Raw genomic sequence first — 15,681 nt, forward strand, 5'->3', positions numbered from 1 at the left:
GACTTCGTCGTCTAGCTTAAGCGCTCGAGCGACTAGCAAACTTCGACCTCCTTCCTACGATAAGTCAACATCGTCTCGAATCTAAAGGAAGGCCGACTAAAAGCGGGCTTGCCGCCCACCGTCGGCATACCCCTGTTTTAGAGGCATGTTTTCTTTGTCTCGTTAGAAGCTCACTAGTTTGTACGTCGCTAACCGAGTGCTTCTTGCTTTTGTTCTCACTGATTTGTTTTTAGTTGCGTGCTTTTTTCTTAATTATTATCCATACATAAAGAATAAAGTACTAAGACCTCACGGATTGGATCTTAGTTTATCCCGCATGTAAGATGCCGTAAGACTCCCACTTCAAGACCAGAGTTGATACAACAGGGTCTAAGTGGGAGAAAACGGCACCTAAATGCCCGATTTGTTCAACTAACATTCAGTAGGAGATGGAAGAAAACTCCTACTGAATGAAGTTTCACTTTATGTGAAAATTATTGCTATTTTTACTCGTAACGGTTACCATAAAAAAGACAGATCACAAAAGTTCGGAGGAAAAGTAATGTATTGGTATTATGTCATCGCACTACTTATTATCGTAGTAGACCAAGCCACAAAATGGGTGATTGTGAAAACAATGGAGCTCGGGGAACAACGTACCATCATTGATGGATTTTTTTACATAACGTCCCACCGAAATACAGGAGCAGCGTGGGGAATATTGCAAGGGCAAATGATGTTTTTTTATATTGTCACCGTGATCGTTATTATTGGCGTTGTTTACTATATGCAAACCTATGCAAAGGAAAGTAAGCTTTTAGCACTCGCTTTAAGCTTGGTATTAGGAGGAGCTATTGGTAACTTTATTGACCGGCTATTTCGGAAAGAAGTTGTAGATTTTTTTGACTTCATTATTATTGGCTATGATTTTCCAATTTTCAATATAGCTGATTCCGGTTTAGTTGTCGGAGTGTTTCTTCTTATTATTGCCATGTTTATCGATGAACGAAAGAAGGGAAAAGTACAATCATGACAGTAAATGAACATATCGTATCAGAAGAACAACATCAAAGCCGAATCGATAAACTGTTAGCTGATTTGAATAAAGAAGCATCCCGTTCAAAAGTACAAGCGTGGATAGCGGACAAACTTGTTACTGTGAATGATGACCTGGTGAAAGCAAATTATAAATGTCAACAAGGGGATGTGATCCAATGGAAGATCCCCAAAGTTGAGCCATTAGAGTTAATTCCCCAAGCAATTGAATTGGATATCGTCTACGAAGACAATGATATCCTAGTTGTTAATAAACCAAAGGGAATGGTCGTTCATCCATCTGTTGGTCATCAGCAAGGTACATTAGTAAATGCACTGCTTTATCATTGTCAAAAATTATCGCAAATCAATGGAAAAGAGCGACCGGGAATTGTGCACCGAATTGATAAAGACACGAGTGGTTTATTAGTTGTTGCCAAACATGATGAAGCACATATTCATTTAGCTGACCAATTGTCTAATAAAACAATGAAACGAACCTATCAAGCGATTGTACATGGACAAATCCCTCATGAAAATGGGATGATTGATGCACCAATTGGCAGAGATCCAAAAGAGAGACAGAAAATGGCTGTAGTAGAAAATGGAAAACGAGCAGTTACTCATTTTCGTGTGATCGAAAGCTATCCGGATTTCACGCATATTGAATGCCAGCTAGAAACAGGCAGAACTCACCAAATTCGTGTTCATATGAAATATATTGGCTATCCGGTTGTAGGAGATCCTAAGTATGGACCGAGAAAAACATTGAACGCAAACGGGCAAGTATTGCATGCTAAAGAACTAAGCTTTTATCATCCGACAACAAATGAAAAGTTACATTTTGTCGTAGATTTACCAAAATATTTTCAAGAAATCATTGCTTACATTCGTAAAATGTATTGACAAACGATCAAGGATTTGTCATAATAAAACAGATAAATACAATATGTTCCTTTAATATTAGTCCAGCGAGGCTAAAAAGGTTGCGGAATGATATGGTAAAATCTAATCCTTTTTTCCTCATGGAAAAAAGGATTTTTTGCACTATAGGAAAGTATAAAACTTTAGGCTTTATAGTATAAGAAAAACTATCGATTTCGCCATAAAGACTTGGCGACAAGCCAAGTTTTTCTAACATATCTGGGAAGCTATATCCGTTTTTAGATTGGAATAGGAGCAATATTTATCGCTATTTGATTTATAAATGTTAATTTAATTAGATGGATAGGACGGTGGGACAAATGAAGAAAAAAGCAGATCTCTTAGATAAAGCAGCAATTAATCGCGCGTTAACAAGAATTGCTCATGAAATACTGGAAAAGAACAAAGGCGGCGACGATTTAGTTCTTGTTGGCATAAAAACACGGGGTGTACCGATAACAAAGCGACTACAAGAGAAAATAAACAAAATTGAAAATATTGATGTTCCCGTGGGTGAGTTAGATATTACCTTATATCGTGATGATTTAGACAAAGTGACGGAAAATGAAGAGCCGGATCTAAAAGCGACAAATATTCCAACAGATATAAATGGAAAAAAAGTAGTATTGCTAGATGATGTTCTATATACAGGACGAACGGTTCGTGCTGCGATGGATGCAGTTATGGATCTTGGCAGACCTGCACAGATTCAATTGGGAGTACTTGTAGATAGAGGGCATCGCGAATTGCCGATTCGTGCAGATTACGTAGGAAAAAATATTCCAACATCTGAAAAAGAAATTATTATGGTAAAACTAAAAGAAGTTGATAATACCGAAGATAGGGTAAGCATTTATGAAAAATAGGCGGTTAAAATAAAATACGAATAAACCTTTAATCAGGTACGAGAGATCTGAAAGGTTGAAAAGATATGCGTGTGCTTAGCCCACGTTTACCTCTTTGCGACCTTTTGCAAAGAGGTTTTTTACTTGTACTATAGGAAAATATAAAACTTTATGGTTTTTAGTATAAGAAAAACGATAGCTTTCGCCATAAAGACTTGGCGACAAGCCAAGTTTTTCTAATCAGATATTATATCTGCTTCATGGTGGATATCTTTTTTTGAAAAGTAGCGAATCGTTTAAGGCAAAGGGTAGTGCTAGCTAAGTTGCTTTTTCTCCCGTAAGGTCTGTAAGCCCTGCCTCAAGAGGGATAGAGAGCACGCAGATCTAAGTGGAAGATACCGGCACCGACATGTTCGATTCGTTCGGGCGACAGGACAAGAAACAACCACGACAGCGATACATCGCACGCAGAAAAAGTGTACTTCTTTTTCAAGGACAAGAAACAACCACGACAGCGATACATCGCGATTTTTCAAGGACAAGGAAAGCTACGTCAGCGACACATCGGGGTTTTTCAAGGACACTGGAGATTTTCGCCTTTATTCTACTTCTATCCATAGGGATAAAGGAAAATCAACATGGAATGCAGTTTCACTTGATAGAAAAGGTATAAGGAGGGCAAGCTATGCGACACTTTATTTCTCTTAATGAATGGAATGAAGAAGAAATCATTCATTTATTACAGATGGCAGAGCATTATCGTAAGGAGCAGCTGACTTTAAAAAAACAGCTTTTTGCAGCTAATTTATTCTTTGAACCAAGCACACGTACAAAAATGAGCTTTGCCGTAGCTGAACGTAGACTGGGGATGGATGTATTAGACTTTAATGTCGAACATTCCAGTACACAAAAAGGAGAATCATTGTACGACACAGCCAAAACATTTGAAGCAATTGGAGCTAACTTATTAGTAATTCGCCACTGTGACGACAATTGGATAGAAGAAATAGGAAATCATTTTTCGCTTCCAATTATTAATGCGGGCGCTGGCAAAAAAGAACATCCAACACAGTGTTTACTTGATATATTAACGATCTATCAAGAGTATCAACAATTTAAAGGTCTTAATATTGTGATTGCCGGAGATATTTCGCATAGTCGTGTAGCTAAATCAAACGCATATACTTTACAAAAACTAGGAGCTAATGTTTATTTAACTGCAGCGAATGGCTGGCAGGATAAATCACTTGATTTTCCATACATTTCCATAGATCAAGCAGTACAAATTAGTGATGTCCTCATGCTTCTCCGTATTCAGCATGAAAGGCATGAAACAGCATATATACAAAAATCGTATTTACAGCAATTTGGATTAACAAAAAGACGTGAAAAAGCAATGAAGCCTCATGCAATAGTACTACATCCAGCCCCAGTTAATCGCAATGTAGAAATTGATACAGATTTAGTAGAGTGTGAACGTTCGAGAATTTTTAAACAGATGAACAATGGTGTTTATGTTCGTATGGCAATTATTGTGAAATTATTACAAGAGTGGGGGATTATCGATGAAGCAATTGTTGAAAAACGTCAACAGCCTATTAACTACAGGGGAGTTAGTTGTTCGTGACATTCTTATAGAAGATGGAAAGTTTAAAAGAATTGATGGAGAAATTGATGAAGCGGCTGATGAAATAATTGATGGAAGTGGGAAGTTAGCAGTACCCGGATTTATCGATGTTCATGTCCATTTACGAGAACCTGGCGGTGAACATAAGGAAACGATTAAAACCGGTACAAAAGCAGCAGCACGAGGAGGATATACTACTGTTTGTACGATGCCAAATACAAATCCAGTACCTGATAATGTCGCTAAAATTCAAGCATTACAGGAAAAGATTAAGCAGGATGCGGTTATCCGTGTTTTACCATATGCTTCGATTACGAAGCAGTTATGTGGCGATCAATTAACAGATATAAGTGCATTAGCGAATCAAGGTATATTCGCATTCACAGATGATGGTATCGGTATTCAATCAGCACATATGATGTTTGAAGCTATGAAACTGGCTAAAGCGAATCATAAAGCGATTGTTGCTCATTGTGAAGATAATTCCCTTGTCTATGGGGGAGTGATTCACGATGGAGAAGTTAGCAAGCGACTCAAGCTACCAGGCATTCCTTCGGTAAGTGAATCGGTGCAAATTGCTAGAGATGTTTTACTAGCTGAGGCAACGGGCTGTCACTATCATGTTTGTCATGTTAGTACCAAAGAGTCTGTTCGAGTAATCCGCAATGCGAAAAAAGCCGGAATTCATGTTACCGCTGAGGTCACCCCACATCACTTACTGTTAAATGAGGAAGCTATTTCGACAGACGACGCAAACTATAAAATGAATCCGCCATTACGGGCAAAAGAAGATCAAGCGGCTTTATTAGATGGATTATTAGATGGAACGATCGATTTTATTGCAACCGACCATGCGCCACATGCGGTAGAAGAAAAACAGCAAGGTATGTTACGATCCCCTTTTGGAATTGTTGGTTTAGAGCATACTTTTTCCCTGCTTTATACGAAGCTTATCTTAACTAAAAAAGTAAGTCTACGGCAATTAATTAATTGGTTAACTATAAATCCGGCAAACGTTTTTAATTTACCCTATGGTCGTCTAAAAGAAGGCTGTAGTGCAGATGTAACCGTCATTGATTTAGAAAAAACGGAAAAAATCGATAAACAAAACCTATACTCTAAAGGAAAAAATACGCCGTTTGATGGATGGAAGGTACAAGGAATTCCAGTATTAACGATCGCAGCAGGCAACATAGCATATAGGGAGGAGCTAAGATGAACAAACGTCAATTGGTTTTAGAAGATGGCACCGTATTTATTGGTGAAGGTTTTGGAAGTGAACGGAAAACAACTGGAGAAATCGTGTTTAACACAGGAATGACGGGCTATCAGGAAATTATTACGGATCCTTCTTATTGTGGGCAAATTGTTATGATGACATATCCGCTTTGTGGGAATTATGGGATAAATCGGGATGATAAGGAAACAGTCACCCCGTTTATTCATGGATTTATCGTCAAGGAAGTCGCCGATTATCCGTCTAACTTTCGTAGTGAAGAAACATTACACAGTTATTTAAAAGCAAATGATATCCCTGGAATTTCTGGAATTGACACGAGAAAATTAACGAAAATCATCCGTAACTATGGAACAATGAAAGCGAAAATTACAGATCTTTCCGAAGATGCGGAACAAATAGTTAAACAGTTACAAGTGACAAAGCTTCCCATTGATCAGGTAAAGAAAACCTCTACACTAAAGCCATATGTTGTTCCCGGGAGAGGAAAACGAGTTGTCGTTGTTGATTGTGGTATGAAGCATGGTATTTTGCGGGAGTTAACCAAACGAAATTGCCATATTACCGTTGTACCATATAATTATAATGCGGATCAGATTTTACGGTTAAAAGCAGACGGGTTATTGTTAACGAATGGACCGGGAAATCCGAAACATGTTCCCGAAACGATTGAAATGGTCAAGCAAGTTCTTGGTAAAATCCCCATTTTTGGAATTTGTCTTGGTCATCAACTTTTAGGATTAGCTTGCGGCGCCGATACAGAAAAGCTGAAGTTTGGTCATCGTGGATCGAATCATCCAGTAAAGGATATAAAAGCGGATAAAACGTATATTACGTCGCAAAACCATAGTTATGCAATTACAAAACAATCGTTAACAGAGACGAAGTTAGAGCTTACGCATGTTGCACTGAATGATGGAACTGTGGAAGGAATGAGACATACGGTTTATCCAGCTTTTTCTGTGCAATATCATCCGGAAAGTTCACCTGGACCTGAAGATACCAGTTATTTATTTGATACATTTTTGGAACTTATCCAAGCTGTAAATAAAGGGGGAGAAGTTTATGCCTAAAAACGATGCCATTTCTAAAATTCTTGTTATTGGTTCAGGTCCGATTGTTATTGGCCAAGCTGCAGAGTTTGACTACTCCGGAACTCAAGCTTGTCAAGCATTGAAAGAAGAAGGATATACTGTATTATTGGCAAATTCGAATCCCGCAACCATCATGACTGATCATACCATAGCTGATAAAGTATATATGGAACCATTAACAGTGGAATTTTTAACAAAAATTATCCGTATCGACAAGCCAGATGCGATTTTACCTACACTCGGCGGGCAAACCGGGCTTAATTTAGCCGTTGCGTTAGACAAGACCGGGATACTCGAAGAATACAATGTTACATTGTTAGGAACGACATTGGAAGCTATTCAACAAGCAGAAGATCGTGAAAAGTTCAGGGACTTGATGAATGAATTGAACGAACCTGTTCCTGCAAGTCAAATTGTTCATACGGTAGAGGAAGCTTGTTTATTTGCTGATGAAATCGGCTACCCAGTCATTGTTCGACCAGCCTACACACTTGGTGGAACAGGAGGTGGGATGTGTAATACGGAAGAAGAGTTAATTGCGACTGCCCGGAATGGTTTAACACTTTCTCCCGTCCATCAATGTTTAATCGAAAAAAATATTGCCGGTTTTAAAGAGATTGAATATGAAGTAATGCGAGACAAAAACGATCAGGTGATTGTCGTTTGCAATATGGAAAATATAGATCCAGTCGGAATACATACTGGTGATTCCATCGTAGTTGCTCCTTCACAAACATTAAGTGACCGGGAGTATCAGTTGTTACGTAATGCATCGTTGAAAATTATCCGGGCATTAAAAATTGAAGGTGGATGCAATGTTCAGCTAGCTCTTGATCCCGATAGCTTCCAGTATTATATCATTGAGGTAAATCCTCGTGTAAGCAGATCATCAGCTCTTGCTTCAAAGGCAACCGGATATCCAATAGCTAAAATGGCTGCCAAAATTGCAGTAGGCTTAACGCTTGATGAAATAACGAATCCAATTACAGGAAAGTCATATGCATGTTTTGAGCCTGCACTTGATTATGTTGTTACAAAAATACCACGTTTTCCATTTGATAAATTTACTTCAGGTGATCGGTACCTTGGAACACAAATGAAAGCAACTGGTGAAGTGATGGCAATCGGCCGTAATTTTGAAGAATCATTACTGAAAGGGATTCGTTCATTGGATATAGGAATGGATGATTTATGGTTAGAAAATCTAGTCGATATTGATAAAGGAACACTCAAACAGCGCATGAAAAAAGCAGATGATGAACGAATCTTTGTCATTGCTGAAGGGTTACGCCGTGGGATAACCATGGAAGAAATTTTTCAAATAACCAAAATAGATCGTTTTTTCTTATATAAAATAAATAAACGGATTGAATTAGAAAAAACGCTGGAAAAAAATGTAGATTCACTTGATTTATTGAAAGAAGCAAAAATACGAGGGTTTTCGGATAAACATATTGCAAGATTATGGAAAAAAACCGAAGATGCAATTTATCTCCTAAGGCAAGAGCACCAGATCTTACCTGTTTATAAAATGGTAGATACATGTGCAGCAGAATTCGCTTCTGAAACGCCATATTTTTATAGCACTTACGAAGAGGAAAATGAATCCGTACGGTCAGAACGAAGGAAAGTGCTCATTTTAGGATCAGGTCCTATTCGCATTGGTCAAGGAATCGAATTTGATTATGCAACGGTTCATTCTGTGTTCGCAATTAAGGAAATAGGCTATGAAGCAATTATTATAAATAATAATCCTGAAACGGTTTCTACTGATTTTAGCATTTCAGATAAGTTGTATTTTGAGCCAATCACATTAGAAGATGTTATGCATGTCATTCATTTGGAACAGCCAGAAGGAGTAATCGTTCAATTTGGCGGACAAACGGCAATTAATCTGGCTGCAGGTTTAGAACGTCGTGGGGTAACCATACTTGGTACTAGTCTAGAAGCGATTGATCAGGCAGAGGATCGAGACAAATTTGAACTGCTAGTTGATGATTTACAGTTGCTACGGCCACAAGGAAAAACGGTAATGCAGATGGATAATGCTAAAGAAGTTGCTGAAGCAATCGGGTATCCGGTGCTGGTACGTCCATCATATGTTATTGGTGGAGCTAGAATGGAAATAGTTTACAATGAAATGGAACTAATGGCATATCTCGCAAAAACGGAACATGTAAATGATACACATCCGATTCTCATTGATAAATATATTACGGGTATGGAAGTAGAAATCGATGCAATAAGTGATGGAGAAACTGTCATTATTCCTGGAATCATGGAGCATATTGAACGAGCCGGAGTCCATTCGGGAGATTCGATGGCTGTCTATCCTCCGCAACGAATAAGTAAACAGGTAAAAGAACAATGCCTACACGCAGCAATCCGTCTTTCTCAAGGATTAAAAGTAAAAGGACTAATCAATATTCAATTTATTGTCAGTGAGGAACAAGTCTACGTCTTAGAGGTTAATCCTCGGGCAAGCCGGACAATACCTTTTTTAAGTAAAATTACCGGAGTAACCATGGCAAATTTAGCGACAAAATGTATTTTAGGTGAGAAGCTCGCACCAATGGGGTATCAAACAGGTATTTTACCAGAAGAAGATCAAGTATCGGTTAAAGTGCCGGTGTTTTCCTTTGAAAAGCTCCGCAGTGTAGACACCATTTTAGGCCCAGAAATGAAATCAACCGGTGAGGCGATCGGTTATGACAAGACGTTAGAAAAGGCGTTATATAAAGGGCTAATTGCATCAGGATTAAAACTGCCCCAGCAAGGGTCAGTGCTATTAACGGTAGCTGATAAGGATAAAGGGGAAATGCTGGATATTGCCTTACGATTTCATCAATTAGGCTTTCAGTTATATGCCACGGAAGGGACTGCTGATTTTATTAGTCAAGCGAATATTCCAGTTATCAAAGTGAAAAAAATTGGCGCAGAAGAACCTAATGTGCTTTCTGTAATTGAAAATGGTGAAGTACAATACGTTATTAATACGTTAACATCTGGAAAAAGACCACGTTCCGATGGTTTCCGTATTCGCAGAGAGTCAGTGGAGCATGGAATTGCTTGTTTAACGAATCTGGATACTGCTAATGCCATATTGCATATGATTGATTCCATGACGTTTCAAGCAAGACAATAAAACATAAAGAGGTTGTGATCTGATGCAAAAACAGCTTATGCAGATAACGAAAAAAAAGGATATTGCTTTGGATACAGTAGAAATGGTGTTGGCAAATAAATATATTAGTAAGTACGCAGTTCCTGGACAGTTTTTACATTTACTTGTACCAGGACAGATGTTAAGACGCCCGATTTCGATTGCTGATGTGGACAAGGAAAGCGAAACGGTGACAATTATATTTAAAATACTGGGAGCAGGGACGAAACAGCTAGCAACCTGTCAAGTTGGGGAGGCGATAGACGCTCTAGGACCAAATGGTAATGGTTTTCCACTAGATATGAAACGAGATTCAACGGCTGTATTAATCGGTGGAGGAATCGGTGTCCCCCCGCTCTACTATTTAGCGAAAAAACTGCATGAACAAGAGGTCAACCTTTTCGCTGTATTAGGATTTCAAACAAAAGTACATGTGTTTTATGAAGAAAAATTTCAGCAGCTTGCGCAAACAATCATTGTTACAAACGATGGATCATATGGAAAAACAGGGTTGGTAACAGATGTTTTGGACAATTTCACCAAACCTATTAATCGTTATTATACTTGCGGCCCAATGCCTATGTTATCCGCAGTGAAACGGCAATTAGTAAACGTAGAGGGGTATATTTCTTTAGAGGAACGCATGGGATGTGGAGTAGGTGCCTGCTTTGCATGCGTTATTCCAACAGATCATCAAGGTGGTTACAAAAAGATTTGTCAAGATGGCCCGGTTTTTTCAGCGAAGGAGGTGCAGTTGCAATGAATTTAGCTGTTGAAATTCCTGGATTATCATTAAAAAATCCAATTATGCCTGCTTCTGGCTGTTTTGGCTTTGGTAGAGAATATAGTCAATTTTATGATCTTAATAAATTGGGTGCTGTAATAATGAAAGCTGCAACATTACAGCCGCGATACGGTAATCCAACACCCCGGGTTGCTGAGACAAAGGCGGGTATGTTAAATGCAATTGGTTTACAAAATCCGGGAGTTGCAAAAATTATTGAAACAGAAGTTCCGTTTCTTGCCAGCTATTCGGTACCGATTATTGCTAATGTCGCTGGAAGTACGCTGGAAGAATATAAAGAAGTTGCCAAAGCATTTAATGAAACAGATCAAGTAGCGGCATTGGAATTAAATATTTCTTGCCCGAATGTAAAACAAGGTGGCATTCAATTTGGAACGGATCCTTATATGGCACAAAAAGTAACGGAGATGGTAAAAGAGGTAAGTCAGCTGCCGGTATATGTCAAACTGTCACCAAATGTAACAGATATCGTATCGATGGCAAAAGCGGTAGAGCAAGCAGGAGCGGATGGCTTATCGATGATCAATACCATTACAGGTATGCAAATCCATCTACCGACACGACGTCCATTGCTAACTAATTATACAGGTGGCTTATCCGGACCAGCCATTAAGCCGGTAGCCATTCGGATGATTTATGAAGTAAAACAACAGGTGAAGATACCCATTATCGGAATGGGCGGTGTTATGAATGCAGAAGATGTTCTTGAATTTTTATTGGCAGGAGCAAGCGCTGTAGCTGTAGGCACTGCTAACTTTCAAAATCCGTACATTTGTGTGGAAATTATTGAACAATTACCGGATACGCTCAATAAGTATGGTTTCTCTTCGGTGAAAGCGGCAATTGGAGGTGCGATTTGCGAATGAATCCAGCAATTTATTTAGCCCTTGATTTTCCTGATTGGTCAAAAACAAATGCATTTTTAACCGAAAATGAATTGGCTGGTATCCCGGTAAAAGTAGGGATGGAGCTCTTTTATCGTGAGGGGCCAGCTATAATTGAAAAATTACAGAAAAATGATCACTCCATTTTTCTGGATTTAAAACTGCATGATATTCCAACTACAGTAAAGCGAGCAATGCGAAATCTTAGTCAATTAGAGGTAGATTTGGTCAACGTTCATGCGCTTGGCGGCGGGAACATGATCCAAGCAGCTAAAGAAGGACTATTACTTGGTAACCCAAGCGGCAGCACGAAATTATTAGCAGTAACGATTCTTACTTCTATGGATCAAAAAACAATGGAACGTGAAGTTAAGCTAACAGGTGATTTACCCGATAATGTCGTCCATTTTGCCAAGCTGTCAGAGCAAAACGGAGCAGATGGGGTCGTATGCTCTGTTCATGAAGCAAACCTTGTGAAAAAAGCATGTAGTCCATCGTTTCTTACTGTTACTCCGGGCATCCGTCTAACAAATTTACAAGATAATGACCAAAAGCGAATTGCAACCCCAACATTTGCGAGAAATCATGGTGCTGATAGGATCGTTGTTGGTCGAACGATCACGCAAGCAACGAATCCGAGACAAGTATATGAACAAATAAAAGGAGAGTGGGAAGATGGCAAAGCATGAAGAACTTATCCGCGATTTACTAAAAATAAAAGCAGTACAAATTAAGACAGAAGGCTTTTTCACGTGGACCTCAGGTATTCAATCACCTATTTATTGCGATAATCGTTTGACAATGTCTTATCCGCAGATTCGTAAAAAAATAACGCAAGCGTTTATCCATTTAATAGATGAGTTACAGTATAAACCGGATCTAATAGCAGGTTGTGCGACAGCTGGTATCCCACATGCAGCTTGGTTGGCAGATTCGCTCCATCTACCAATGGTATATGTTCGTTCTCAACCGAAAGCACATGGAAAAGCCAACCAAATAGAAGGACGAATAGAGAAAGAACAAAAAGTACTCGTTATAGAAGATTTAATTTCTACAGGCGGATCATCTATTGAAGCAGCTAAAGCTTTGCAGTTAGCTGGTGCTGAAGTATTAAGTGTATTAGCTATTTTTACATATGGACTGCCAAAAGCTACTGCTAATTTTCATCAAGCTGGATTTACTTACCACACAATTACCGGGTTCGATTCATTAATGGATGTACTAAAAGCAGATGAAGAGATTGATGAAGGGGATAAACAGAGACTGTTAGAGTGGAGAGATAGCTTGTAAAATAAACAGAAGGGGCCATCTTTTACTTTACCTATGGAAAGGCAAGCAGGCCCCGCTGATCTTTCTATGCATGCTCAAGCAGTACGAACCATTCGTCGATAGAGAAGCATTCAGGTTTCTTATTTTTTGTTTTAATTTGGAAGTAGGAAGTTATTTCTTTATTGGTGCTTAGTAAAAAAGAGAGAACCTGTTGCTTTTCTTCGATCGTATCCAGAGTTCGGTTACTCCATTCTTCTACATATAATGTTTTATTCTGAAATTTATCTTTTGAAATCGATAAGCCATTTCTCTGGAACAGTGATTTCCATTCTGACATAGTTAGATAGTTAACATGGCTTTCATCACGCATCTTTTCTAATTGATGTAAAAAGTCGCGGTGGATTTGACTAGTTGGAGCAATATTATCAATCAATAGAAACTTCCCCTTTGGTTTAAGCACACGCTTAACTTCTTGAATAAATAACTCAGGATGGGGAAAATGATGTGCAGCAATTCGGCATGTGATTAGCTCAAAGCTGTGGTCCAAAAAGGGCAATTGTTCAGCGTCTGCTATTAGATATTCAATATTTGTGAAAGATTGTAAGTGCTTTTTTGTGTTTTCTAGCATTTCTTTTGTTAGGTCTGTTGCATATACCTTAGCGACACATGGAGAAAGATGTTTAGCAACATGTCCCCCTCCAGTTGCTATATCTAATAACTTCATCGTTGTTGTTGGTTGCAGCCAAGCTTCGATTAATTTTAGATCGCTCTTCTTCCTGTGCGTACTGCTTGAGATGTAAGCCTGCTTATTTTTAGCAAATGCCAGTCTCACTTTTTCTTTTTCATCCATTGGTTTACCCTCCTAACTTTTTCTCTTAATTTAAGCATATCATCGTAATGCAATAAGTAAAATACTGTTATATAATAGAAAGTGATAATAATTACTTATTGAGATAAATTATACTTATGTTTGAAATGATAAAGTGAAACTTCCATGAGTGGGGGGCTTTCATCGCCATACAAAGGATCTCAAGCTAAAAGCGCGACGTCCTCGAAAAAGGAAACCGCTTTTTCTTCGTGCGATGCTGCTTCAAGGAAGCTTTCCTTATCCTCGAAAAAGGAAGCCGCTTTTTCTTCGTGCGATGTCTATTCAAGCAGTCACTCTAGTCCTGTTGGCCCGAACCAATCGGACATTTGACTTGCTGTTAGACTTCTTGATTCCACTTACTCTTCCAGGTGGAGGACATACTGCCGGTCAGATGTGGGATAAATATACTGAATCATAGAGGAAATGAGGTTGGGGAGAAATGAAGATAGACGACTATAAATTATTGCTGAAATTGCAAGAAATTGGAACGATTAGAGGTACAGCTAAAACGGTATTAATATCACAACCTGCTGTTACACAACGGCTCAAATATATGGAGGAATACTTTGGTCATGATGTATTCATACGTACTCCAAAAAAACTGATTCCAACACCAGAGGGTGAAATTATTTTAGACCATGCTCAAAAAGTAATAGAAAGAGAGCAAGCATTAAAAAATAAATTAATTCTTTCGCATAACGAGGTTCAGGGAACGTTATCTATTGCGTGCTCTTCATTAATTTCCCAACGGTTTCTTCCAGCCTTACTGGGAAAGTTTACAGCCAAGTATCCAAAGGTGGCGATAGATTTAGTAACAGGTATAAGTGAGGATATTAAACGGAATCATAAAGACTATCATGTGTGCATTATTCGTGGTAAAAAGTTGAAAGAAAGTACGTGTATTCGTTTGTTTGATGATCCTCTATATATTTTTGATACAGAGGAATTCCCGAAAAATAAATTAAAGGAACGACCATTAATTGCTTTCAAGTCCGATGACAGCATGCATGAGTTAGTAGATAATTGGCTATATGTCCATCAGAATGAGATTAAGCCGGTTAAAACGATTACGGTTGATCAAATTGAAACCTGTAAGCAGCTAATGAAGCAAGGACTTGGCATGGCAGTACTGCCTGAAAGTGTATCTGATTCGATGAAGGAGGAGTATCCGAATATTCCTTTACGATTAAATGGAAAAGCAGTATCTAGGCATACGTGGGTTTGTTTTCAAGACGGAGTACGCGCATTGCCTCAGGTCAACCATTTTATTGATGAACTCGTATCATTTTTAACTTTTTAAGGCTTCGTGTTTAAACTAAATCAGTGAAAGGGTATATATCAGTAGCTTAAAAAAAGGAGTGATAAGCATGGAAAATGTTATTTTTACATCGACAGCAACTGCAAAAAATGGTCGGGATGGACATGTGCAATCAGATGATGGCTTAATTGACTTAGCACTCGTTAATCCGGCAAATGATAAACAAGCTAGAGGATCAAATCCGGAGCAATTATTTGCAGCAGCTTATTCAGCTTGCTATGATGGTGCACTTCATTTAGTTGCCTCTAAAGAAAAAAAGAAAATTGATTCCGAAACAACAGCTGCAGTTAGTCTGCTTAAGGACTCTGAGGATAATGGGTTTAAAATTGCGGTAGAACTTACGATTAAAATAAAGGGTGTTGAACAGAGCGAAGCAGAGGAACTAGCGAAAAAGGCACATCAAGTTTGTCCTTATTCAAAAGCAACAAGAGGAAATATCGATGTCCAATTAAAACCCCGAGCAATCTAATTCGTTGTAGTGCGTGTTCAAAAAGGAGGATAATAAATTTTCAAGGGGCGCTATTTCGAGTAGCGGAAGTGTATGCACATTTGATACATGAGCACTAGAATGGCTTCCTCGAAATGCAATCCCATGCCAGAAAAGCGCTTTTCTTTTCCAAGGAACGAAGAAGC

At 38.6% G+C, this 15,681-nt stretch carries 15 protein-coding genes; 14 read left to right on the top strand and 1 reads right to left on the bottom strand.

What is annotated here, in order from left to right; genetic code table 11:
- The first annotated feature begins 481 nt into the window (after nt 1–481).
- The 12 genes from lspA (at nt 482) to pyrE (ending at nt 12,883) form a co-directional block, all read left to right on the top strand.
- Nucleotides 482–1,012: a signal peptidase II gene (lspA, locus tag KQI21_RS04005; protein WP_281250294.1), complete on the top strand. Its 531-nt coding sequence runs from the start codon at nt 482–484 to the stop codon at nt 1,010–1,012.
- Nucleotides 1,009–1,920 (top strand): RluA family pseudouridine synthase, encoded by a 912-nt coding sequence (locus KQI21_RS04010; RefSeq protein WP_216482752.1) that lies wholly within the window; start codon nt 1,009–1,011, stop codon nt 1,918–1,920. Before lspA ends, KQI21_RS04010 begins: the two co-directional genes overlap by 4 nt.
- A gap of 338 nt (nt 1,921–2,258) precedes the next feature.
- Nucleotides 2,259–2,804, top strand: coding sequence for a bifunctional pyr operon transcriptional regulator/uracil phosphoribosyltransferase PyrR (gene pyrR, locus KQI21_RS04015; protein ID WP_216482753.1), 546 nt, complete (start codon nt 2,259–2,261; stop codon nt 2,802–2,804).
- A 367-nt stretch (nt 2,805–3,171) separates the two neighbouring features.
- Entirely contained in the window at nt 3,172–3,456 is a 285-nt protein-coding gene (locus KQI21_RS04020) for a hypothetical protein (RefSeq protein ID WP_216482754.1), read from the top strand.
- Between the two features lie 12 nt (nt 3,457–3,468).
- Nucleotides 3,469–4,410, top strand: a complete 942-nt coding sequence (locus KQI21_RS04025; RefSeq protein ID WP_216482755.1) for an aspartate carbamoyltransferase catalytic subunit — start codon at nt 3,469–3,471, stop codon at nt 4,408–4,410.
- The gene (gene pyrC / locus KQI21_RS04030) at nt 4,349–5,629 is read left to right on the top strand and encodes a dihydroorotase (RefSeq protein WP_216482756.1); all 1,281 of its coding nucleotides are present in this window, start codon (nt 4,349–4,351) and stop codon (nt 5,627–5,629) included. The genes KQI21_RS04025 and pyrC overlap by 62 nt, the downstream gene beginning before the upstream one ends.
- Complete coding sequence (gene carA / locus KQI21_RS04035; protein ID WP_216482757.1) at nt 5,626–6,720, top strand: glutamine-hydrolyzing carbamoyl-phosphate synthase small subunit; 1,095 nt, start codon at nt 5,626–5,628, stop codon at nt 6,718–6,720. The genes pyrC and carA overlap by 4 nt, the downstream gene beginning before the upstream one ends.
- Nucleotides 6,713–9,886 carry a carbamoyl-phosphate synthase large subunit gene (carB, locus tag KQI21_RS04040; RefSeq protein WP_216482758.1) on the top strand — a complete coding sequence of 1,058 codons (3,174 nt, stop codon included), beginning with the start codon at nt 6,713–6,715 and terminating at the stop codon, nt 9,884–9,886. The genes carA and carB overlap by 8 nt, the downstream gene beginning before the upstream one ends.
- Nucleotides 9,887–9,908: 22 nt before the next feature.
- Nucleotides 9,909–10,667: a dihydroorotate dehydrogenase electron transfer subunit gene (locus KQI21_RS04045; RefSeq protein ID WP_309245498.1), complete on the top strand. Its 759-nt coding sequence runs from the start codon at nt 9,909–9,911 to the stop codon at nt 10,665–10,667.
- Nucleotides 10,664–11,575, top strand: coding sequence for a dihydroorotate dehydrogenase (locus tag KQI21_RS04050; protein ID WP_216482759.1), 912 nt, complete (start codon nt 10,664–10,666; stop codon nt 11,573–11,575). Before KQI21_RS04045 ends, KQI21_RS04050 begins: the two co-directional genes overlap by 4 nt.
- Nucleotides 11,572–12,282 carry an orotidine-5'-phosphate decarboxylase gene (gene pyrF / locus KQI21_RS04055; protein ID WP_216482784.1) on the top strand — a complete coding sequence of 237 codons (711 nt, stop codon included), beginning with the start codon at nt 11,572–11,574 and terminating at the stop codon, nt 12,280–12,282. The genes KQI21_RS04050 and pyrF overlap by 4 nt, the downstream gene beginning before the upstream one ends.
- Nucleotides 12,269–12,883 carry an orotate phosphoribosyltransferase gene (gene pyrE, locus KQI21_RS04060; protein WP_216482760.1) on the top strand — a complete coding sequence of 205 codons (615 nt, stop codon included), beginning with the start codon at nt 12,269–12,271 and terminating at the stop codon, nt 12,881–12,883. Before pyrF ends, pyrE begins: the two co-directional genes overlap by 14 nt.
- 64 nt (nt 12,884–12,947) lie before the next feature.
- On the opposite strand, the gene KQI21_RS04065 is transcribed toward pyrE, so the two are convergent.
- On the bottom strand, nt 12,948–13,712 hold the full coding sequence (locus KQI21_RS04065; protein WP_216482761.1) for a class I SAM-dependent methyltransferase: 765 nt from the start codon (nt 13,710–13,712) through the stop codon (nt 12,948–12,950).
- 457 nt (nt 13,713–14,169) lie between these two features.
- On the opposite strand from KQI21_RS04065, the gene KQI21_RS04070 reads away from it, so the two are divergent.
- Together KQI21_RS04070 and KQI21_RS04075 are read left to right on the top strand one after the other, a co-directional pair.
- Nucleotides 14,170–15,030, top strand: coding sequence for a LysR family transcriptional regulator (locus KQI21_RS04070; RefSeq protein ID WP_216482762.1), 861 nt, complete (start codon nt 14,170–14,172; stop codon nt 15,028–15,030).
- Nucleotides 15,031–15,097: 67 nt separating this feature from the next.
- Nucleotides 15,098–15,517 (top strand): organic hydroperoxide resistance protein, encoded by a 420-nt coding sequence (locus KQI21_RS04075; protein ID WP_216482763.1) that lies wholly within the window; start codon nt 15,098–15,100, stop codon nt 15,515–15,517.
- The last annotated feature ends 164 nt before the right edge of the window (nt 15,518–15,681 follow it).

The sequence above is a fragment of the Virgibacillus proomii genome (assembly GCF_018916875.1).
GTDB classification, from domain to species: Bacteria; Bacillota; Bacilli; order Bacillales; family Amphibacillaceae; genus Virgibacillus; species Virgibacillus proomii_B.

Excerpts from the sequence above, each read along its gene's own strand:
- KQI21_RS04010 (WP_216482752.1), top strand. The coding sequence starts at position 1,009 with ATGACAGTAAATGAACATATCGTATCAGAAGAACAACATCAAAGCCGA.
- pyrR (WP_216482753.1), top strand. The coding sequence starts at position 2,259 with ATGAAGAAAAAAGCAGATCTCTTAGATAAAGCAGCAATTAATCGCGCG.
- KQI21_RS04025 (WP_216482755.1), top strand. The coding sequence starts at position 3,469 with ATGCGACACTTTATTTCTCTTAATGAATGGAATGAAGAAGAAATCATT.
- pyrC (WP_216482756.1), top strand. The coding sequence starts at position 4,349 with ATGAAGCAATTGTTGAAAAACGTCAACAGCCTATTAACTACAGGGGAG.
- carA (WP_216482757.1), top strand. The coding sequence starts at position 5,626 with ATGAACAAACGTCAATTGGTTTTAGAAGATGGCACCGTATTTATTGGT.
- carB (WP_216482758.1), top strand. The coding sequence starts at position 6,713 with ATGCCTAAAAACGATGCCATTTCTAAAATTCTTGTTATTGGTTCAGGT.
- KQI21_RS04045 (WP_309245498.1), top strand. The coding sequence starts at position 9,909 with ATGCAAAAACAGCTTATGCAGATAACGAAAAAAAAGGATATTGCTTTG.
- KQI21_RS04050 (WP_216482759.1), top strand. The coding sequence starts at position 10,664 with ATGAATTTAGCTGTTGAAATTCCTGGATTATCATTAAAAAATCCAATT.
- pyrF (WP_216482784.1), top strand. The coding sequence starts at position 11,572 with ATGAATCCAGCAATTTATTTAGCCCTTGATTTTCCTGATTGGTCAAAA.
- pyrE (WP_216482760.1), top strand. The coding sequence starts at position 12,269 with ATGGCAAAGCATGAAGAACTTATCCGCGATTTACTAAAAATAAAAGCA.
- KQI21_RS04065 (WP_216482761.1), bottom strand. The coding sequence starts at position 13,712 with ATGGATGAAAAAGAAAAAGTGAGACTGGCATTTGCTAAAAATAAGCAG.
- KQI21_RS04070 (WP_216482762.1), top strand. The coding sequence starts at position 14,170 with ATGAAGATAGACGACTATAAATTATTGCTGAAATTGCAAGAAATTGGA.
- KQI21_RS04075 (WP_216482763.1), top strand. The coding sequence starts at position 15,098 with ATGGAAAATGTTATTTTTACATCGACAGCAACTGCAAAAAATGGTCGG.